Below are 19,436 nucleotides of genomic sequence, written 5' to 3' on the forward strand. Positions count from 1 at the left end.
GGTCATCACCCGGGCGAGGTGAGAGCCCCGCCGGGCTCACAGCAGGTGCAGCTGCCGGGCCCGGCGGACCGCCTCGCCGCGGCGGGTGGCGCACAGCTTGCGGTTGATGCTCTTCAGGTGCGTCTTCACGGTGTTCACCGACAGGTGCAGGTCGGCGGCGATCTCGTCGGTGGACATCATCTGGGCGACCCTTACCAGCACGTCGTGCTCGCGCTCGCTCAGGCGCTCCACCACCGGGGGCGCCGCCGCCGGGTCGTCCGGGCGGGGCAGGCCGGCCAGGAGGTCGCGCGGTAGCCAGCCGTGGGGCCGGGCGAGGGCCGGCCGCTCCCGCAGCAGCCGGCGCACCCAGGGGCCGGCCTCACGGAACGGCCGCCGCAGCCGGTCCGGGCGGGCTGCGGCGAGCGCCTGTGCGAGCAGCCGGTGGGCGGCGGCCGGGTCCCCGCCGGCCGAGGCGGCCCCGGCCCGCACCAGCAGCGCGCGCACCGCGACGGCGGGCGGCCGCAGCTGCCCCGCGGGCACCGCGTCCAGGGTGGTGACGGCGGCCCGGGCGTCACCCGCGGCGAGGTGCGCCTGCGCCGCGGCGACGGCCTGCTCGGGGCTCTCGCCGCCGGCCGCGGAGAGTATCCGGACGGCCGCCTGCGGATCGCCGCCCGCCAGGTGGGCCGCGCACTGGCCCAGCGCGATCCGCTGCTGCGCCCAGGGGGAGGGCTTGTCGGCCGGTGCCGGGTGCTCGGCCGCGGCCAGCACCGCCAGGGCCGCGCGGGTGTCCCCGCCGGCCAGCAGCAGCCGGGCGCGGAGCACCGAGAGGCCGACCACCACCAGCGGGTCGTGCCGGGCGCCCGCACCGGCCGCGGCCCGTTCCAGACCGGCCCGGGCGGCCGCCAGGTCGTCGCGGTCGAAGGCGACCTCCGCCAGCACCAGGTGTCCGACCCCGCTGTGCGCGGACGGCGGCAGCCCGCAGCGTTCGGCCTCCGCGACCGCCTCCCGGGCGTGCGCCTCGGCGCGGCCGGGGGAGCCGAGCAGCAGGTCGATCAGGGCCAGCCGGCCGAGGGACTCGTGCCGGGCCGCGGCCCGGGCGGTGCCGCCGGGGACTTCGGCCGCGGCCGCCAGGCTGGCCCGGGCGGCGTCGAACCGCCCCTCCCACAGCTGGGCGGAGCCGAGTTCGGCGAGCAGCAGGGCCGACAGTTCCGGGTGCGCCCGCAGCCGTTCCTCCGGCACCGCCCGCTCCAGGTCGGCGGCGGTCTCGGCGGCGTTCTCCGCCATGTCCGCCGACCCGAGCAGCCGCGCCGCGAGGACGCGCAGGAACGCGCCGCCCAGCCGGGCCGCCGCACTGCCGGCCGCGGCCGGTGCCGGCCCGTCGGCCCGGTCCAGGTGTGCCAGCCCGCGGTCGGCGTCCCACCGGGCGAGCGCCCGCGCGGCCCGGACGAGTTCCACCGCCGGGCCGCCGGCCTCCTCCGGCATGGCGGCGAACAGCCCGTTCAGCCGGGCGGCGTCCAGGCCGGCCAGCAGGTGCCCGAGGGCGAGGTCGTCGACCAGCCAGGACGCGGCGAGCTCCCACTCCCCGGCGGCGGCCGCGTGCTCCAGGGCGGCGGCGAGCCGCCCGCCGCGGTGCAGCCAGTGGGCGGCCCGCAGGTGCAGCTCCTGCTCCAGCCCGGGGTGCCGGGCGCGCAGGTGCACCCGGAGGATCTCCGCGAACAGGGTGTGCTGCCGGTACCAGTCGTGGCCGAGCGGGGTGACGAAGGCGTTGGCGTGCCGCAGCTCCTCCAGGATGCGGGCGGCGTCCCGGCGGCCGGTCAGGGCGTCCGCCAGCCCGGTGTGCGTCCGCTCCAGGATGCTGGTGCGCAGCAGCAGGTCCTGGGTCTCCGGCGGCTGCGCCTCCAGGACCTCCGCCAGCAGGAAGTCCGCCACCGTGCTGTGTCCCGCCTCGAAGGCGCCGAGGTACGCCTCCGGGTCGTCGGCGCTCTCCGTCGCCAGGGCGCACAGCCGCAGCCCGGCCGCCCAGCCCTCCGTCCGCCGGGCCAGCGCCCGCACACCCGGCGCGGACAGCGACAGGCCGTGCCGGGAGAGCAGGACGCCGGTCTCGTCGACGGTGAACGCGAGGTCGGTGCCGCGGAGTTCGGCGATGTCCCCGGCGGCCCGGTAGCGGTGCAGCGGCAGCAGCGGCTCGTCCCGGCTGATCAGCACCAGGCGGAGGCCGCCCGCGGCGTGCCGCAGCAGCCCGTCCAGCCCGGCGGCGACGGCGGGCGAGGTGACGTGCTCGAACTCGTCGAGGACCAGCACCACCGGGGTGTCCCGCCCGGCCAGGTGCGCCGCCAGCCGGGCCGGCAGCGCCCGGTCGACCTCGGCGGCCCGGGCCGGGTCGGCGACGTCGTCGGGCAGCGGCACGCCCCGGTGCCGCAGCGCCTCCAGCAGGTACGCCCAGAACACGCCGGGGGCGTCGTCGCCGCGCTCCAGGGTCAGCCAGACGACCGGCCCGGGGAGCGGCGCGGCGGCCGCCCAGTCGGCGACGAGCAGGGTCTTCCCCGCCCCGGCGGGGCCGTTCACCAGCACCAGCGGGTGGTGCAGGCCCGCCGACAGGCGTTCGGCGAGCCGGGCCCGGCGGACGAAGGTCGCCGGTACCGGCGGGACGGCGAAGCGGGCGGCCAGCACCGGGTCGCCGCCGGGGAGCGAACGGGTGACCGGATCCGCAGCGGCGCCCGTACCCGGCCGCCGCTCGGCTGAACTGTCTGGCATGGCGCCCACCGGGGGATCGGGCGCGCGCCCGGTGCACACGTCGTCCCGGTTTCAATCTTCGGTACACCCCCGGGCCGCCGCAATTCACGGAGGGTGACCACCACCCGGTCACCCGCGCCGGGTGGTGCGAACCCGGGCGACTGCCCGCACCCTGATCGAGGGGGGAGTACGTCGAGGGGGAGTACGCCGGGCCCGGATGCCCCTTTCCGTACGGAGGTCTCGATGGCGACCGCACCCTATCCCGCAGGAAGCTTCCGGCCGACGCCGCCCCGCGCGGCGGAGCAGGGCGAGTCCATGCGGTTGTTCGCCGCCGTCATGCTGGGCGTCCTGGCCCTGTTCAACGGCCTGGACGGCATCGCGGCCATCGCGCAGTCGAAGGTGTTCGTCGGCGATGCCCGGTTCGTCTTCGGCGACCTGCGCGCCTGGGGCTGGGCGATGCTCGGCCTGGCGGTCGCCCAGGGCTTTGCCGCGGCCGGCGTCCTCGCCCGCAACCAGCTCGCCCGCTGGTTCGGCGTGGCGGTGCTCGTCCTCAACGCCTTCGCCCAGATGGCCTTCATCCCGTCCTACCCGGTCTGGTCCGTCCTGGTGATCGCCCTCGACGTGATCGGCCTCTACGCGCTGATCGCCTACGGCGGACGCGCCGAGGAAGGCCCGCCGGCCGCATGAGCACCCACTCCCGCACCGCATCCGAGGAGCCGCAGTGACCGACCAACTCAACGAGATGGGCCCGATCGACTACGTGGTGATCGAGTTCCCCGGCAGCAAGATGACCGGCGAGGGCCTCCCGCTGCTCGTCGACCTGGTCGACCGGGGCATCATCCGGATCATCGACCTGATGTTCATGAAGAAGGAGCTCGACGGCAGCGTCGTCGGGCTGGAGATCGCCGACATGACCGGCGACGGCGAACTCGACCTGGCGGTCTTCGAGGGTGCGGCCTCCGGCCTGCTCGGCTCGGACGACCTCGAGGAGGCCGCGGCCGCCCTCGAACCCGGCAACTCGGCCGGCCTGATCGTCTACGAGAACCTCTGGGCCGCGCCCTTCGCCGCCGCCCTGCGCCGCGGCGGCGCCCAGCTGGTGGCCAGCGGCCGCATCCCGCTGCCGGCCCTCCTCGCCGCGCTGGACGAACTCGAGTCCGGCGAGGAGTGACCGGCCCGTCGCCGGCAGCCGTTCCGACCGAAGGAGAGAACCATGGGACTGATCCGAGGAGTCGCCCGCACCGCCGTGGTGGCGGGCACGGCGACCGCGGTGTCCAACCGCGTGTCCCGGCGGCAGGCCGGCCGCTGGGCCGAGCAGGAGGCCCAGCAGGCCCCGCCGCCGCAACAGCAGCAGTACTACCAGGAGCCCCCGCCGCCCCCGCCGCCGGCCGCCGCGCCGGTCAGCATGGACAGCAAGATCGACCAGCTCAAGGAGCTCGCCACGCTCAAGGAGCAGGGCGTTCTCAGCGAAGCCGAGTTCCAGGTGCAGAAGGAACGCATCCTCAACGGCTGACGAACGGGGCCCCGGCCCCCTGGAGGCGCGGTGAACCGGTGGAAGCCACTGATCGTCCTCGGCACGGGCCAGTTCCTGATGGTGCTGGACGCATCCGTGATGAACGTGTCGATCAGTCAACTCGTCGAGGACTTCGACACCGAGGTCACCGCCATCCAGGGGGTCATCACCCTGTACACCCTGGTCATGGCGGCCTTCATGCTCACCGGCGGCAAGCTCGGCGACATGTACGGCCGCCGCCGCACGTTCATCGTCGGCCTGGTCGTCTACGCCGTCGGCTCCGGCCTGACCGCGATCGCCCCCGAACTGTGGGTGCTCGCCCTCGGCTGGTCCGTCATCGAGGGCCTCGGCGCCGCCCTCGTCCTTCCGGCGCTCGCGGCCCTGGTCGCCGGCGCGTACCGGGGCCGCGACCGCGCCGTCGCCTACGGCGTGATCGGCGGTCTCGCCGGCGCCGGCATCGCCGTCGGGCCGCTGCTCGGCGGCTGGGTCACCACCTACCTCACCTGGCGGCTGGTCTTCGCCGGCGAGGTCGTCCTGGTCGCGGCGATGCTCTGCCTCATCGGCTGGATCCCGCGCGAGGAAGCGCCCGCCGAACGGCCCCGCCTCGACCTGGTGGCCGTGGTGCTCTCCGCGGCCGGACTGGCGCTGGTCGTGCTCGCCGTCCTGCAGAGCAGCAGCTGGGGCTGGCTGGCGCCGCGCAACGCCCCCTTCACCATCTTCGGGTTCTCGCCGACGCTGTTCGTCATCACGCTCGGCGGCGTCCTGCTCTACCTGTTCGCCCGGTGGGAGCACACCCGGGAGGCCAAGGGTCGGCCCACACTCGTCCGCCTCGGCCTGTTCCGGATCTCCGGGCTGCGCTCCGGCCTGGTCACACTCTTCAACCAGAACACCATCCTGCTCGGCCTGTTCTTCGTCATCCCGCTCTACCTCCAGGTCGTGCTGGGCAAGGACGCCTTCGAGACCGGGCTCAAGCTCCTGCCGGTGTCGATCACCATGCTGATCGCCTCGATGGGCGGCTCGGTGCTGCTGCGCATCGCCTCCCCGCGCACCATCGTGCGGATCGGCTTCCTCGTCCTGCTCGCCTCGATCGTGTGGCTGCTCGCCACGATCGAGCCGGCACTCAACGAGGCCTCGTTCGCGTGGGCGATGGCGGTCATGGGTCTCGGCATGGGCATGCTCGCCTCCCAGCTGGGCAACGTGGTGCAGTCGTCCGTCGGAGAGGAGGACCGCAGCGAGGCCGGCGGTCTGCAGTACACCTCCCAGAACCTCGGCTCCTCGCTCGGCACCGCGCTGATCGGCGCCATCCTCATCGGTGCCCTGGCCGCCTCCCTCAGCTCCGCCATCGGAGCCGACCCGCGGATCTCCGAAGCGGTGAAGCAGCAGGCCGGCATCCGGATCGAGGCCGGCCTCACCTTCGTTCCGGCAGACGACGTCGCCACTGCACTCTCCGAGACCTCCGTCCCGCCCGCCGAGGCCGACGCGATCGTGGAGGACTACGAGGACGCCCAGATCGCCGGGCTCAAGGTCGCCGTCCTCGCCGCGGGCGGGATCGCCGTCGTCGGACTGCTGTGCACCGGCGCCCTCCCGGCCCACGTCCGCGGCAAGCAGGAATCGGACGAGGACGAGGACTGACGTCAGGCTGTATCGAAGATTCCGGCAGAGCCGGAAGGCAGCGCGTGCCCGTTTGGGCGGACGGGCGGGGCCCGGGCAGGCTGTCTGTCGACCCCTGTCTCCGTCCAGACCCGAAGGAGCACGCATGATCCTCATCACCGTGAAGTTCACCGCCAGGCCCGAGTACGCCGACAGCTGGCCGTCCCTGGTCGAGGAGTTCACCCGGGCCACCCGCACGGAGCCCGGCAACGTGTTCTTCGAGTGGTCCCGCAGCCTCGACGACCCGGCCGTCTACGTGCTGCTGGAGGCCTTCGAGTCGGCCGACGCGGGCGCCGTCCACGTGAACTCCGACCACTTCAAGGCGGCCATGGCCGAACTGCCCAAGGCCATCGCGGCCAAGCCGCAGATCATCTACGTCGACGCCCCGGTGGACGGCTGGAACGAGATGGCGGAGCTGTCCCCGGCCGAGGGCTGACGGCTGCGGCACCCCTCACAGGCGGGGCGGTCATTCGTGCGGCAGGCGTAACGGCCGGAGACCGTCCGGCGTCACATCCGCGCAACAGGCCCTTCCTACGTTGGACACCGGTGGGAGCGACCCACCCGGCCGGCCAGGCCGGCCCCGTCAGTCGCCGGCGGGGCCGCGGGCCGGCAGGCCACGAGAGGGGCAGCCGTGACGGGGCCGAAGCTGCAGACCGGGACCAGCCGGGTGAGGACGGCCTGCTCGTACTGCGGTGTCGGCTGCGGCATCGTGCTGGATGTGGCCAGGGAGGCCGACGGCCGCCGGAGGATCCTCAAGGCCTCCGGCGACCAGGCCCACCCCGCCAACGGCGGCCGGCTGTGCACCAAGGGCGCCACCCATGCCGACATGATGGCCGCGCCCGGCCGCCTGGGCACCGCGCTCGTCCGCTCCTCCCGCGGCGAGGAGCCCGTGCCGCTGGACGTCGACGCGGCCGTCGCCGCCACCGGCGCGCGGCTGCGCGCGATCGTCGACGAGCACGGGCCGGACGCACTGGCCCTCTACGTCTCCGGGCAGATGTCCCTGGAGGCCCAGTACCTGGCGAACAAGCTCGCCAAGGGCTTCGTCCGGACCTCCCGGATCGAGTCCAACTCCCGGCTGTGCATGGCCAGTGCGGGCTCCGGCTACAAGCTGTCGCTGGGCGCCGACGGGCCGCCGGGATCGTACGAGGACTTCGACCGCGCGGACGTCTTCCTGGTGATCGGCTCCAACATGGCCGACTGCCACCCGATCCTCTTCCTGCGGATGATGGACCGCGTCAAGGCCGGCGCCAAGCTGATCGTGGTGGACCCGCGCCGCTCCGCGACCGCCGAGAAGGCCGACCTCTTCCTGCAGGTGAAGCCGGGCACCGACCTGGCCCTGCTGAACGGCCTGCTGCACCTGCTCGTCGCCGGCGGGCACACCGACGAGCAGTTCATCGCCGAGCACACCGAGGGCTGGGAGCAGCTGCCGGAGTTCCTCGCCGACTACCCGCCCGCCGCGGTCGCCGAGCTCACCGGGATCGCCGAGCAGGACCTGCGGACCGCCGCCGAGTGGATCGGCACCGCCGGCGAGTGGACGAGCTGCTGGACGATGGGGCTCAACCAGTCCACCCACGGCACCTGGAACACCAACGCCCTGGTCAACCTGCACCTGGCGACCGGCGCGATCTGCCGCCCCGGCAGCGGCCCGTTCTCGCTCACCGGCCAGCCCAATGCGATGGGCGGCCGGGAGATGGGCTACATGGGCCCCGGGCTGCCGGGCCAGCGCTCCACCCTGGTCGAGGCCGAACGGGCCTTCATGGAGGACCTGTGGGGCGTCGGGCGGGGCACGCTCCGGGCCGAGGCCGGCGCCGGCACCGTGGAGATGTTCGAGCGGATGGCCGAGGGCGAGATCAAGGCCTGCTGGATCATCTGCACCAACCCGGTCGCCTCGGTCGCCAACCGGCGGACCGTGATCGAGGGCCTGGAGGCCGCCGAACTCGTCGTCGCCCAGGACGTGTTCGCCGAGACCGAGACCAACGCCTATGCGGACGTGGTGCTCCCGGCGACGCTCTGGGCCGAGTCCGACGGGGTGATGGTCAACTCCGAACGGAACCTCACCCTGGTGCGCGGCGCGGTCGACGCCCCCGGCCAGGCCGTGCCCGACTGGCGGCTGATCGCCGACGTGGCCTGCGCGATGGGCTACGCCGAGGCGTTCACCTACGCCAGTGCGGAGGAGGTCTTCGAGGAGCTCAAGCAGGCCTGGAACCCGAAGACCGGCTGGGACCTGCGCGGCGTCTCCTACGAGCGGCTGCGCGAGGGACCGGTGCAGTGGCCGTGCCCGCCCGGCGGCGGGGACCGCAACCCCGTCCGGTACGCCAACGACGGCGTCAGCCAGGACCTGCTGGTGCGCGAGGACGGCACCCGGCCGCGGCTCGCCTTCCCGACGCCCTCGGGCCGTGCGCAGTTCTACGCCCGCCCGCACCTGCCGCCGGCCGAACTGCCGGACGACGACTACCCCTTCGTGCTGAACACCGGCCGTGTGCAGCACCAGTGGCACACCCTCACCAAGACCGGCAAGGTCGCCAAGCTCAACAGGCTCAACCCCGGCCCGTTCGTCGAGGTCCACCCGCAGGACGCCGCAGCCCTCGGCGTGGCCGCCGGGGACCGGCTGGAGGTCGCCTCCCGCCGCGGCCGGGCGGTGCTGCCGGCCGTGGTCACCGACCGGGTCCGCCCCGGCACCTGCTTCGCGCCCTTCCACTGGAACGACATGTTCGGGGAGTACCTCAGCATCAACGCCGTGACCAACGACGCCGTCGACCCGGTGTCCTTCCAGCCCGAGTTCAAGGCCTGCGCGGTCTCGCTGACCCGTGTCGCCGCCGTGCCCGAGCCCGCCCCGGCCGTGCTGCCGGCGCCCGAGCCCGCACTGGCCGCGGTGGGTGCGGTGGCCGCCGGGTCACCGGTCGCGGCGCTCACCCAGCTGTTCTCGCTCACCGACGTGGCCGCCCCGCCCGCCCTCGCCGACCACGAACGCCGCTACCTCGCCGGGTACCTGGCCGGGCTCGGCGCCACCGTCCCGGCCGGCACGGTGCCCGTGCTCCCGGCCAACGCCCCCTTCGACCCGGCGCACGCCCTCTGGGTGGACGGCGTCCTGGCCGGCATGTTCTCCCGCTCCGCGCTGCCCGCACAGGCCCCGGCACCCGCCGCGGCCCCGGCCGCACCGGCCCGGCACCTGGTCGTCCTGTACGCCTCGCAGACCGGCAACGCCGAGGACTTCGCCGCCACCGCCGCCGCCCGGCTCACCGAGGCCGGCCGCACCCCGACCCTGCTGAGCATGGCCGACTGCACCCCCGGCACCCTCGCCGAGGGCACCGACCTGCTGGTCGTCAGCAGCACCTTCGGCGACGGCGACGCCCCGGACAACGGCGCCGACTTCTGGCAGCAGCTGGAGGGCGACGGCGCCCCCCGCCTCGACGGCGTGCGCTACTCGGTGCTCGCCTTCGGCGACTCCAGCTACGGCGACTTCTGCGGCCACGGCCGGCGCCTCGACGAGCGGCTGGCCGAGCTCGGCGCCGTCCGGCTGCTGCCGCGGGTCGACTGCGAGCCGGACTTCGAGCAGCCCGCCGCCGACTGGCTGGAGCAGGTGCTCGGCAGGCTCGCCGAGCCGCTCCCTGAGCCCGCCGGCCCTGCGCCGTCCGCCGCAGAACCGGCGGCCGGGGTGCGGCCGACCAAGGCCGAACCGTTCACCGCCCGCCTGGTCGGCAACCGGCTGCTCAGCCTGCCCGGCGCGGGCAAGGAGGTCCGCCAGTTCACCTTCGACCTCGGCGACAGCGGCACCCTGGAGTACGAGGCCGGTGACGCCCTCGGAGTCTGGCCGGTCAACTGCCCCGAGCTGGTGGTGGAGTGGCTCGCCGCGACCGGCCAGCACCCCGACACCGGGGTCGAACTCGCGGGCCACGGACGGACCACCCTCACCGAGGCACTGCACCGGCACCTCGACATCACCCGGATCACGCCGGATCTGCTGCGCTTCGCCGCCGACCGCACGGCCGACGGCCGGCTGCTCCGCAAGCTCCTCCGCCCGGACAACAAGGACGAGCTGGCGAAGTGGAGTTGGGACCGCCAGGCGGTCGACCTGGTGACCGAGTACCCGGTGGAGGCCACCGCCCAGGAGTGGGTGGACGTGCTGAAGAAGCTGCAGCCGCGGCTGTACTCGATATCCTCCAGCCCGCTCGCCGACCCGACCCGGGTCCGGCTCACGGTTTCCGTGCTGCGGTTCGACAACCAGCAGGGCCGCCGCCGCAAGGGCGTGGCGTCGACCTTCCTGGCGGACGCGGCGCCCGACACCCCGGTACGGATCTTCGTCCAGCGCTCGCCGCACTTCCGGCCGCCCGACCCGGCCACGCCCGCCGTCATGGTCGGGCCCGGCACCGGCGTCGCCCCGTTCAAGGGCTTCCTGGAGGAGCGCCGGGCCCGCGGCCACCACGGCGGCAACTGGCTGTTCTTCGGCGAGCAGCGCCGCGCCACCGACTTCTACTACGAGGACGAGCTCGCCGCCCTCGGCGAGCAGGGCGTCCTCTCCCGCCTGGACCTGGCCTTCTCCCGCGACCAGCGGAACAAGGTCTACGTGCAGGACCGGATGCGCGAGCACGGCCCCCGGCTGTGGAAGTGGCTGGAGGCGGGCGCCCACTTCTACGTCTGCGGCGACGCCGGCCGGATGGCCAAGGACGTCGACCGCGCCCTCCACGAGATCGTCGCCGCCCAGGGCGGGCTCGGCGAGGAGGACGCGGCCGCCTACGTCAAGCAGCTCGTCGCGGACAAGCGCTATGTCCGCGACGTCTACTGACCGTACGTCAGAGCTGCGTCAGCAGTTCTTGAAGGCGTCGCAGAGCGGGGCGCCCAGCAGGCGCAGGACGGCGGTGTCGTCCTTGACCGTCCAGGCGGCCTTGGGCTTCTTGGTGCCGTACGGGCCGTAGACGGTCAGCTCGGCCACCGTGGTCGAGGTGGTGGTCAGGTACTCGTGGACGGTGATGCCGCCGCTGCCCTGCTTGAGGGTGATGGTGGCGGCCAGGTAGGACGGGTCCTCGGCGGTGACCTTCACCGAGGGGGTGGCTCCGTCCGGGGCGCAGGCCCTGACCTCGTCGGTCAGGCCGCGCAGCAGGGCGCCGGCCGACTGCACGGCACCGCTGGAGGTGCCCTTGAAGTGGACGATCGTCTGCTGCGCCTGCCACTCGTCGGTGCCGCCGCTGAGCAGGGTCTGCGCGCCGTCGGCGCCGGTGCCGAGGCCGGCGAGGTCCTGGGAGCGCACCGAGTCGCAGAGCGCCTCGAAGGCGAACGGCTCGCCGTTCTTGACCGGCTTCGCCTTTCCGGCCTGGGCGGGCCAGTGGTAGGCCGAGTTGAGCGGGATGTCGGCACCCGCCATCCAGGCGGAGGCAGGGATGCCGCCGATGGTGCCGCCGGCCTTGGCGGTGGGGGAGGCCTGCGCGGAGGCCGCGTCCTGCGCGGGAGCCTCGGAGGACGGCGCCGCCGCGGGTGCCTGGGCGGACTTCGCGGGCTCCGGCTCGGCCGGGTCGCAGGCGGTCAGCGCGCCGAGGGCGAGCAGGACGGCGGTGGCGGCGCGCAGCGCCTGGGTGTGACGGGACACGGTCGGTTGGCTCTTCCTGGGTTCGGCGGGGCCGGCCGCGCGGCCGGCGCGGACGGTCAGTAGCCCTGCGGGCCGTGGTTCGGGTTGGCCTGGGCGACCTTGGCGGCCAGGTCGTGGCCGTCCGGGGAGACGTGGTAGCGCGCCATCATGTAGTTCATGGACGCGCACGCGCTGGCCACCGGGTCGTAGATCTTGGTGGAGGTGCCCGGCTGGTGGTAGGCGGCGAAGGTGTCCGGGATGCACTGCCAGGGGCCGCGCGAGGAGTGCAGCGGCGCCCCGTCAGCTTGGGTCGGGCCCCAGGCGTTGCTGTCGGTCTTGTTCACCAGCCAGTGCGAGTCGTTGTACGAGGACTCGCGCTGGGTCATGGTGAGCAGGCCGCGCATCCAGTTGGCCCGGGCCTCGGGGTCCTTGATGCCCATGGCGTCGAGCGCCTGGTTGACGTAGTCCTCGCAGGCGGCGCGGCCGCTCTTCCAGGAGCCGGCGCCGCCGTAGTCGACGTCGGACATCGGGATCTTCCCGTGCGGGTTGGGCGAGGAGGGCATCGGGTGGTGCCCGCCGCTGCCGCCCTCGTGGCCGCCACCGCCGTGGTGCCCGCTCCCGCCCCCGTGGTGTCCGCCGCTGCCGCCGCCGTGCTTGCCCGGGGACTTGGGCGGTGTGTGGTGCCCGCCGCCGGGCATCTGCTTGCCGGCGTGCTCCTCGGCCTCGCGGTAGTTGTCCGCGCAGTGCCTGATGCCGGCGGCGTCCTTGTGCAGTGCCTTCGCGGTGCCGGTGGCGCTCTCCCCGGCGTCCTCCACGGCCTCCTCGGCGGCGATGACGATGCCGGTGGCGAGCAGGCCCCGGGTGATCAGCGTCTCGATCTCGGCGGTGCGGAACTTGCCCGAGAGCGACCCCACCTTGGCGGCGACGCGCTCCAGGCGTTCGGCCTGGGCCTGCCACTCCTTCGCGAGCCGGTCGAGCTGTTCGGGCGACACCTTGTAGTGGCTGCCTGCCATGGCGGTCCTTCCCCCGTCGGGGTCGGACGGCCTCCGGCGGCGGGAGCGCCGGATCGTGTGCCACCCAATCCCCGGCGGCAGATCATAGTATGAGCGCCTGTCAGGGCTTCGACCCGTCCCCACCGCGCGGCACCCTCGCCGGGGCCGCCGCATTCTGCTTCGATGGGGCGATCCACCGGCCGGTGGCGGCCGCGGAAACCAGGAGGAGCCGCGCAGATGCCCGTACGCACCGAACACAGCGGACCGGTCACGACCGTCGTGCTCTCCCGCCCCGAAGCACGCAACGCCGTCGACGGGCCCACCGCCGAGGCCCTCGCCGAGGCCTTCCGTGCCTTCGACGCCGACCCGGACGCCTCGGTCGCCGTGCTCTGGGGAGAGGGCGGCACCTTCTCCGCCGGCGCCGACCTCAAGGCCTTCGGCACCGCCGAAGGCAACCGGGTCGCCCCCGAGGGCGACGGCCCGATGGGGCCCACCCGCCTGCGGCTCGGCAAGCCGGTGATCGCCGCCGTCGCCGGACACGCCGTCGCCGGCGGACTGGAACTCGCCCTCTGGTGCGACCTACGGGTCGTCGAGGAGGACGCGGTCTTCGGAGTCTTCTGCCGCCGCTGGGGTGTCCCGCTGATCGACGGCGGCACCGTCCGGCTGCCCCGCCTGATCGGCGCCGGCCGGGCCATGGACCTCGTCCTCACCGGCCGGCCGGTGGACGCCGCCGAGGCGAAGGCCATCGGCCTGGCCGACCGCGTCGTCCCGCGGGGCACCTCGCGGGCCGCCGCCGAACGGCTCGCGGCGGAGATCGCGCGGTTCCCGCAGACCTGCATGCGGGAGGACCGGCTGTCACTGCTCGAACAGGAGGGCCTCACCGAGGCCGCCGCCCTGGACAACGAACTCCGCCACGGCCTCCGCTCCCTCCCCGAAGCCGGCGAGGGCGCAGCCCGCTTCGCCGCCGGCGCCGGCCGCCACGGCTCCTTCACCGACCGGCACTGAGGGGCCCTCGGCCACTGAGCGGCTCCCGGATCCGAACGCCCCCAGTGGCTTGCCCACAGGTCCGGGTCGCCCCTCAGGGGCTTTCCGTCGGAGTCATGCGGCGGAGGGCGAACCAGAGTTCCATGCGGACGTCGGTGTCCTGGAGGTCGGCGCCCAGGAGGTCGGCGATGCGGGTGATCCGCTGGCGGACGGTGTTGCGGTGCAGGGAGAGGGCGGCAGCGGTGCGGTCCCAGCTGCCGTGGTGGGCGAGCCAGCTGCGCAGGGTGTCCAGCAGGACCTCGGGCCCGGGGGCGCCGGCGTCCGCGAGCGGGGCGAGCAGGGCCTCGGCGTGGGCGCGGGCCTCGTCGTCGGGGACCAGGGCGTGCAGGCTGAGGGCCTCGTTCCGCTGGTGGGCGGCGGGCCGGCCGGCGGCGAGTGCCCGTTCCAGGGCCCGTTCGGCGTGGACGGCGGCGTGCCCGAGGCCGGCCGTGTCGGCGGGGGCGCTGAAGCCGAGGGTCCAGCCGAGGCGTACTGCGGCGGCCGGGTCCGGTGGTGTCGTGCCGGGGACGAGGGCCCGCAGGGCGGTGCCGTCCACGTCGAGGTACGGGGTGCCGAGAGCGGTGCCGAGGGCCGCCACCTGGACGGGGTCCTCGCCGCGTCCGGGCCGGGTGCGGCGCCCGGCGACGACGATCCAGCGGCCGTCCGCGGCGCCGTCCGGCTGCAGCAGTGGTGCGACGGCGGCGGGCCCGGCACCGAGCAGCAGCCGGACGAGGGCGCCGGCGCTGCGGGTGTCGGCGCCGAGCGCGTGCCGGGGGCCGGTGAGCAGGGCGAGCAGGACGGCGGCGACGCCGGTGACCGAGCGGTGGACGCCGGTGGGCGGGGCGTCGGCGGCGATGCCGAGGGCGAGGCCGCCGGGCAGGGTGTGGACGGTGAGGTGGCGCCCGGCGAGGTGTTCGGCGGCGGCGGTGGGCGGTGCCGTCCGTCCCGGCCGGTCGGCGCGCCGGGCGGCCGTGCGGGCGGCGAGGTCGCGCAGCTGCCGCGGGGCGGGGGCGGCCGGGCGGCTGCCGGCGGCGAAGAGCTCCTGGCCGGAGGCGTCCAGCAGGACCGTCCAGGAGGCGGTGCGGACGGCGAGCTGGTGCAGGACGGCCTGCAGGGCGTCCGGCCGGGCGGCGGCGGAGGCGAGCGCGGCCTGCGCCTCCGAGACCAGGCGCAGGTCCCGGTTGCGGGCCTCGGCCATGAAGGCGTACGCGGCCCGGTTCACCGCCACGAACGGCGTCGCGGGCGGCACCCGGACGAGCGGCAGGGCATGCCGCTCACAGGCCTCCACCAGGACGGGCGGCACCTCGTCGTGGACGGGCGCGATGCCGAAGCCGAGGGCGGCGATCCCGGCCGCGGCGACGCTGCGCACATAGGCGTCCACCGCCTCCGTGGTCGGCGGGAAGCGCACGCCCGCGGTCAGCAGCAGTTCGCCGCCGGACAGGTAGGGCGCGGGGTCGGGCAGCTCGGTGGTGCCGATGGTGCCGATCAGCCGGTCCTCGCGGGGCCCGGCGATCTGCTCCAGACCGAGCCCCGGCGCGCCGAGCAGGACGCTCAGCGGCAGTGAGGGCGCGCCCGGGTCCGCGGCGTACGGGGCGGGCGGAACGGACATATCGGCTCCCTTCGATGGATGTTTCCTCCATCAAGAGCATAGAGAATGGACGGAACCGACACTTCAGCAGGCCGGGCGGGCCTTCTACGGTTTCAGCACGGGCCGACACCGCCCCCCCCCGGCGGCCGGGCCCGTACCCGTCCCCCTTTGGCGCAGCGCGGCCGGCCCCTTCCGGCCCGCGGCCGCCGTCCCCCACAAGCACCCCGGCAGCCCGCACCCGCAGCGCGGGCCGGCCGGATCGGAGGACCACATGGCCATCGACTACGTCGTGATGGGCTGCTACCTGCTGGGCATCGTCGCCGTCGGCTGGTGGGGCAGGAGACGCGCCCGCTCCAAGAGCGACTTCCTGGTCGCCGGGCGCCGCCTCGGCCCGCTGATGTACACCGGCACCATGGCCGCCGTCGTCCTCGGCGGCGCCTCCACCATCGGCGGCGTCCGCCTCGGCTACACCTACGGCCTCTCCGGCGCCTGGATGGTCTTCGCGATCGGCCTCGGCCTGCTCGCCCTGAGCATCCTGTTCTCCGCCCGGATCGCCCGGCTGAAGGTCTACACCGTCGCCGAGATGCTCTCGCTGCGTTACGGCGACGCGGCCAGCGTCATCTCCGGCGTGGTGATGTGGATCTACACCCTGATGCTCGCGGTCACCTCCACCATCGCCTACGCCACCGTCTTCGACGTGCTCTTCGACGTGCCGCGCTGGGCGGCCGTGGTGATCGGCGGCACCATCGTGGTCGGCTACTCCGCGCTCGGCGGGATGTGGTCGATCACCCTCACCGACATGGTGCAGTTCGTGGTGAAGTCGATCGGCGTGCTGGTGCTGCTGCTGCCGATCGCCGTGGTCCGGGCCGGCGGCTGGAGCGCCATGGCGGACAAGCTGCCCGACGGCTACCTCTCCTTCGGCTCCATCGGCGGCGAGTCCATCCTCACCTTCGTGCTGATCTACACCTTCGGCATGCTGATCGGCCAGGACATCTGGCAGCGCGTGTTCACCGCCCGCACCGACAGGGTCGCCTCCTACGGCGGCACCGTGGCCGGCGTCTACTGCCTGGTGTACGGCCTCGCCGGCGCCGTGATCGGCATGGCCACCAAGGCGCTGCACCCGCAGCTGGAGGGCGCCGACAGCGCCTTCGCCACCATCGTCAAGACCACCCTGCCGACCGGTGTGAAGGGCCTGGTGCTGGCCGCCGCGCTCTCCGCGATGATGTCCACCGCCAGCGGCGCCCTGATCGCCTCCGCCACCGTCGCCAACAACGACATCTGGCAGCGGCTGCGCACCCTCGGCGGCAAGGCCCGCCCGCTGGGCGACGACCACGACGAGGTCGGCTCCAACCGGCTGGCGATCATCATCCTCGGCGCCGTCTCCATCGGCCTGGCCTGCCTGCTCGACGACGTGCTCGCCGCCCTCACCGTCGCCTACAACCTGCTGGTCGGCGGCCTGCTGGTGCCGATCCTGGGCGGCCTGGTCTGGCGCCGCGGCAACGTCCAGGGCGCGCTGGCCTCGATGACCGCCGGCGGCGTCACCGTGGTGACCTTCATGGTGCTCAAGGGCACCCTCGCCAACGAGCCCATCTACTACGGCCTGGGCGCCAGCCTGATCGCCTACCTGGCCGTCAGCCTCGCCACCAGGCCCACCGACGCCCGCATCCTGGAGCGGTGGCGCGAGCGCCTGGACGGCCGCGCCCCGGTCGAGGCCGTCACCGCCGCCGCCTGACCGAACCGGCGCGTCCGCACCCACCGACCCACCCGAGGAAACGATGAGCACCACCGAACCGCGCGGCCCGATCGACTCGTCCCGCGTCCCGCGCTACGCCGGCCCCGCCACCTTCGCCCGGCTGCCCCGCCTGGACGAGGTCGGGCGCACCGACATCGCCGTGGTCGGCGTCCCGTTCGACACCGGCGTCTCGTACCGGCCGGGCGCGCGGTTCGGCGGCAACGCGATCCGCGAGGCCAGCCGCCTGCTGCGGCCCTACAACCCGGCGCAGGACGCCTCGCCGTTCGCACTCGCCCAGGTCGCCGACGCCGGCGACATCGCGGCCAACCCGTTCGACATCCACGAGGCCGTCGACACCGTCGAGGCCGCCGCCCGCGACCTGCTCGCCACCGGCGCCCGGCTGATGACCCTCGGCGGCGACCACACCATCGCCCTGCCGCTGCTGCGCGCCGTCGCCGCCGAGCACGGCCCGGTCGCCCTGCTCCACTTCGACGCCCACCTCGACACCTGGGACACCTACTTCGGTGCCGAGTACACCCACGGCACCCCGTTCCGCCGCGCCGTCGAGGAGGGCATCCTCGACACCTCCGCGCTCAGCCACGTCGGCACCCGCGGCCCGCTCTACGGCCGCCAGGACCTCACCGACGACGAGAAGCTCGGCTTCGGCATCGTCACCTCCGCCGACGTGATGCGCCGCGGCGTCGACGAGGTCGCCCAGCAGCTCCGCGAGCGGATCGGCGACCGGCCGCTGTACGTCTCCATCGACATCGACGTCCTCGACCCGGCGCACGCCCCCGGCACCGGCACCCCCGAGGCCGGCGGCCTCACCTCCCGCGAGCTCCTGGAGATCCTCCGCGGACTGGCCGGCTGCAACATCGTCTCCGCCGACCTCGTCGAGGTCGCCCCCGCCTACGACCACGCCGAGATCACCTCCGTGGCCGCCTCGCACACCGCCTACGAGCTGACCACCCTGATGGCCCGCCGGATCGCCGAGGAGCGCGCATGACCCACGTCCGCAACGGCGGCGACCTGGTCGTCGAGTCCCTCGCCAACCTCGGCGCCGAGACCGTCTTCGGCCTCCCCGGCCAGCACGCCCTCGGACTGTTCGACGCGCTGCGCCGCTCCCGGCTGCGCTACGTCGGCCTGCGGGTGGAGAACAACGCCGGCTTCGCCGCCGACGGCTACGCCCGCACCGCCGGCACCGTCGCCCCGCTCTTCCTCTCCACCGGCCCGGGCGCCCTCACCTCGCTCGCCGCCCTCCAGGAGGCCGCCGCCGCCTCCGCCCCCGTGCTCGCCGTCTCCTCGCAGATCCCCTCCGCCGGGCTCGGCGGCCGCCGCCGCGGCTACCTGCACGAACTCGTCGACCAGCAGGCCAGCTTCCGCGACGTGGTGAAGTCCGTGCACACCGCGCGCACCGCCTCGCAGATCCCCTCCGCACTCGCCGCCGCCTGGGAGTCCGCACTCACCGCCCCGTACGGGCCGGTCTGGGTGGAGATCCCGCAGGACGTCCTGCTCGCCCCGACCACCGTGCCCCGGGTCACCGGGCTGCGCGCCGAACCCCGCCCGCTCGTCCCACGCGCCGAACTGATCGCGGAGGCGGCCGTGCTGCTCGCCGAGGCCGAGAACCCGGTGATCCTGGCCGGCGGTGGAGTCGTCCGGGCCGGTGCGACCGACGAACTGCTGCGCCTCGTCGAGCTGTTGCGCGCCCCGGTGGCCTGCACCTTCGGCGCCAAGGGCGCCTTCCCCTGGGAGCACCCGCTGTCCCTGCAGTCCTGGCTGGAGGACCGGCACACCACCGACCTGCTGGAGAACGCCGACGTGCTGCTGGTCGTCGGCTCCGGCCTCGGTGAACTCTCCAGCAACTACCACACGTTCGCGCCGCGCGGGCAGCTGATCCAGGTCGAGGCCGACCTCGGCAAGCTGGAGTCCAACCACCCCGCCTTCGGCATCCACGCCGACGCCCGGCTCGCCCTCGCCGCCCTCGCCGACTCCGTCCCCGCCCGGGAGGCCGACGGCCGCGGCGAGGCCGTCGCCGCCGACCTCCTCAAGCAGGTCCGCGCCCGGATCGACGGCCAGGGGCTGGAGCTGGAGCAGCAGGTGCTGGCCGCCGTGCGGGCCGCCCTGCCGGACGACTCCCCGGCCTTCTTCGACATGACGATCCTCGGCTACTGGGCCTGGTCCGCGTGGGACGCCCGCCGCCCCGGCGCCATGCACTCCGCCCAGGGCGCCGGCGGCCTCGGCTACGGCTTCCCCGCCGCACTCGGCGCGGCCGCCGCCCTGCCCGGCCGCCCCGTCCTCGCCGTCTCCGGCGACGGCGGCGCCATGTACTCGGTCGCCGAACTCGCCACCGCCCGCCAGCACGGCCTGGACGTCACCTGGCTGATCGTGGACGACGGCGGGTACGGCATCCTCCGCGAGTACATGACCGACACCTTCGGCGAGGCCACCGCCACCGAACTCGCCCGCCCCGACTTCCTCCGCCTCGCCGAGTCCTTCGGCGTCCCCGCCACCGCCACCACCCCCGACACCCTCCGGGCCGACCTCGCCGCCGCCCTGGCCACCCCCGGCCCCAGCGTCGTCGTCCTCCCCGCCCTCCTCCGCATGTTCGCCCCCACCCACCTGGACACGTGAGGGGCGCCCCTGCGGGCCACCCCGCAATTCCCCCGGCA

At 74.5% G+C, this 19,436-nt stretch carries 14 protein-coding genes; 10 read left to right on the forward strand and 4 right to left on the reverse strand.

Annotated elements, in window-relative coordinates; genetic code table 11:
• Nucleotides 1-36: 36 nt before the first annotated feature.
• Nucleotides 37-2,733 carry a LuxR C-terminal-related transcriptional regulator gene (locus tag ACQ614_RS27470; RefSeq protein ID WP_431681416.1) on the reverse strand — a complete coding sequence of 899 codons (2,697 nt, stop codon included), beginning with the start codon at nt 2,731-2,733 and terminating at the stop codon, nt 37-39.
• A gap of 222 nt (nt 2,734-2,955) precedes the next feature.
• Here ACQ614_RS27470 and ACQ614_RS27475 point away from each other — a divergent pair, with 222 nt between their 5' ends.
• The 6 genes from ACQ614_RS27475 (at nt 2,956) to ACQ614_RS27500 (ending at nt 10,655) form a co-directional block, all read left to right on the forward strand.
• Complete coding sequence (locus ACQ614_RS27475; protein ID WP_431681417.1) at nt 2,956-3,399, forward strand: DUF7144 family membrane protein; 444 nt, start codon at nt 2,956-2,958, stop codon at nt 3,397-3,399.
• Between the two features lie 55 nt (nt 3,400-3,454).
• Nucleotides 3,455-3,880 (forward strand): DUF6325 family protein, encoded by a 426-nt coding sequence (locus ACQ614_RS27480; protein WP_431684042.1) that lies wholly within the window; start codon nt 3,455-3,457, stop codon nt 3,878-3,880.
• A gap of 42 nt (nt 3,881-3,922) precedes the next feature.
• Nucleotides 3,923-4,222, forward strand: coding sequence for an SHOCT domain-containing protein (locus ACQ614_RS27485; RefSeq protein WP_431681418.1), 300 nt, complete (start codon nt 3,923-3,925; stop codon nt 4,220-4,222).
• 30 nt (nt 4,223-4,252) lie between these two features.
• Entirely contained in the window at nt 4,253-5,854 is a 1,602-nt protein-coding gene (locus ACQ614_RS27490) for an MFS transporter (RefSeq protein WP_431681419.1), read from the forward strand.
• A 124-nt stretch (nt 5,855-5,978) separates the two neighbouring features.
• Nucleotides 5,979-6,308 carry a putative quinol monooxygenase gene (locus ACQ614_RS27495; protein ID WP_431681421.1) on the forward strand — a complete coding sequence of 110 codons (330 nt, stop codon included), beginning with the start codon at nt 5,979-5,981 and terminating at the stop codon, nt 6,306-6,308.
• A 195-nt stretch (nt 6,309-6,503) separates the two neighbouring features.
• Entirely contained in the window at nt 6,504-10,655 is a 4,152-nt protein-coding gene (locus ACQ614_RS27500; protein WP_431681422.1) for a molybdopterin-dependent oxidoreductase, read from the forward strand.
• Nucleotides 10,656-10,673: 18 nt separating this feature from the next.
• Here the strand turns inward: ACQ614_RS27500 and ACQ614_RS27505 are convergent, their stop codons facing one another.
• Nucleotides 10,674-11,453, reverse strand: a complete 780-nt coding sequence (locus tag ACQ614_RS27505) for a hypothetical protein (protein ID WP_431681423.1) — start codon at nt 11,451-11,453, stop codon at nt 10,674-10,676.
• 56 nt (nt 11,454-11,509) lie between these two features.
• Nucleotides 11,510-12,445, reverse strand: coding sequence for a hypothetical protein (locus ACQ614_RS27510; protein WP_431681424.1), 936 nt, complete (start codon nt 12,443-12,445; stop codon nt 11,510-11,512).
• Nucleotides 12,446-12,661: 216 nt separating this feature from the next.
• Between ACQ614_RS27510 and ACQ614_RS27515 the strand changes: the two genes are divergently transcribed.
• Complete coding sequence (locus ACQ614_RS27515; protein ID WP_363499095.1) at nt 12,662-13,429, forward strand: crotonase/enoyl-CoA hydratase family protein; 768 nt, start codon at nt 12,662-12,664, stop codon at nt 13,427-13,429.
• A gap of 73 nt (nt 13,430-13,502) precedes the next feature.
• Here ACQ614_RS27515 and ACQ614_RS27520 read toward each other — a convergent pair whose 3' ends face one another.
• Nucleotides 13,503-15,056 (reverse strand): PucR family transcriptional regulator ligand-binding domain-containing protein, encoded by a 1,554-nt coding sequence (locus ACQ614_RS27520; RefSeq protein ID WP_431681426.1) that lies wholly within the window; start codon nt 15,054-15,056, stop codon nt 13,503-13,505.
• 250 nt (nt 15,057-15,306) lie between these two features.
• Here ACQ614_RS27520 and ACQ614_RS27525 point away from each other — a divergent pair, with 250 nt between their 5' ends.
• Genes ACQ614_RS27525 through ACQ614_RS27535 form a run of 3 tightly spaced genes read left to right on the forward strand, consistent with a single transcriptional unit; the run spans nt 15,307 to nt 19,398 of the window.
• Nucleotides 15,307-16,767: a sodium:solute symporter gene (locus ACQ614_RS27525; protein ID WP_431681427.1), complete on the forward strand. Its 1,461-nt coding sequence runs from the start codon at nt 15,307-15,309 to the stop codon at nt 16,765-16,767.
• A gap of 43 nt (nt 16,768-16,810) precedes the next feature.
• Nucleotides 16,811-17,773: an agmatinase gene (speB, locus tag ACQ614_RS27530; protein WP_431681428.1), complete on the forward strand. Its 963-nt coding sequence runs from the start codon at nt 16,811-16,813 to the stop codon at nt 17,771-17,773.
• Nucleotides 17,770-19,398: a thiamine pyrophosphate-binding protein gene (locus ACQ614_RS27535; protein WP_431681430.1), complete on the forward strand. Its 1,629-nt coding sequence runs from the start codon at nt 17,770-17,772 to the stop codon at nt 19,396-19,398. Before speB ends, ACQ614_RS27535 begins: the two co-directional genes overlap by 4 nt.
• Nucleotides 19,399-19,436: the final 38 nt, after the last annotated feature.

The organism is Kitasatospora dryopteridis, assembly GCF_050749075.1.
Lineage (GTDB): Bacteria > Actinomycetota > Actinomycetes > Streptomycetales > Streptomycetaceae > Kitasatospora.

Bases quoted from the DNA above. Each gene is read 5' to 3' on its own strand.
- ACQ614_RS27470 (WP_431681416.1), bottom strand. From the start codon at position 2,733: ATGCCAGACAGTTCAGCCGAGCGGCGGCCGGGTACGGGCGCCGCTGCG.
- ACQ614_RS27475 (WP_431681417.1), top strand. From the start codon at position 2,956: ATGGCGACCGCACCCTATCCCGCAGGAAGCTTCCGGCCGACGCCGCCC.
- ACQ614_RS27480 (WP_431684042.1), top strand. From the start codon at position 3,455: ATGGGCCCGATCGACTACGTGGTGATCGAGTTCCCCGGCAGCAAGATG.
- ACQ614_RS27485 (WP_431681418.1), top strand. From the start codon at position 3,923: ATGGGACTGATCCGAGGAGTCGCCCGCACCGCCGTGGTGGCGGGCACG.
- ACQ614_RS27495 (WP_431681421.1), top strand. From the start codon at position 5,979: ATGATCCTCATCACCGTGAAGTTCACCGCCAGGCCCGAGTACGCCGAC.
- ACQ614_RS27510 (WP_431681424.1), bottom strand. From the start codon at position 12,445: ATGGCAGGCAGCCACTACAAGGTGTCGCCCGAACAGCTCGACCGGCTC.
- ACQ614_RS27515 (WP_363499095.1), top strand. From the start codon at position 12,662: ATGCCCGTACGCACCGAACACAGCGGACCGGTCACGACCGTCGTGCTC.
- ACQ614_RS27520 (WP_431681426.1), bottom strand. From the start codon at position 15,056: ATGTCCGTTCCGCCCGCCCCGTACGCCGCGGACCCGGGCGCGCCCTCA.
- ACQ614_RS27525 (WP_431681427.1), top strand. From the start codon at position 15,307: ATGGCCATCGACTACGTCGTGATGGGCTGCTACCTGCTGGGCATCGTC.
- speB (WP_431681428.1), top strand. From the start codon at position 16,811: ATGAGCACCACCGAACCGCGCGGCCCGATCGACTCGTCCCGCGTCCCG.
- ACQ614_RS27535 (WP_431681430.1), top strand. From the start codon at position 17,770: ATGACCCACGTCCGCAACGGCGGCGACCTGGTCGTCGAGTCCCTCGCC.